At 75.8% G+C, this 231-nt stretch carries 1 pseudogene; it reads left to right on the forward strand.

Going from position 1 to position 231, the window contains the following annotated elements:
* A pseudogene (locus KVT39_RS37585) lies at positions 1 to 231 on the forward strand (NAD-dependent dehydratase); the annotation flags it as partial.

The raw sequence follows: 231 nt of genomic DNA on the forward strand, positions 1-231 counted from the left end.
GGCGACATGCGCGGCGAGGCGTCGATGCGCGCCGCGCGGCGCGGCGTGCGCTACCTGCAGCACGTGGCGGCCGACTACCGGCTGTGGGCGCCCGAACCCGACGAGATCGAGCGCGCGAACCTCGAAGGCGCGGTCGCGACGCTGCGCGCGGCACGCGCCGAAGGCGTCGAGCGGATCGCCTACACGAGCAGCGTCGCGACGCTGAAGGTCACGAGCGCGGGCGACCCGTCC

The sequence above is a fragment of the Burkholderia sp. GbtcB21 genome, from assembly GCF_019091065.1.
Taxonomy (GTDB): Bacteria; Pseudomonadota; Gammaproteobacteria; order Burkholderiales; family Burkholderiaceae; genus Burkholderia; species Burkholderia pyrrocinia_C.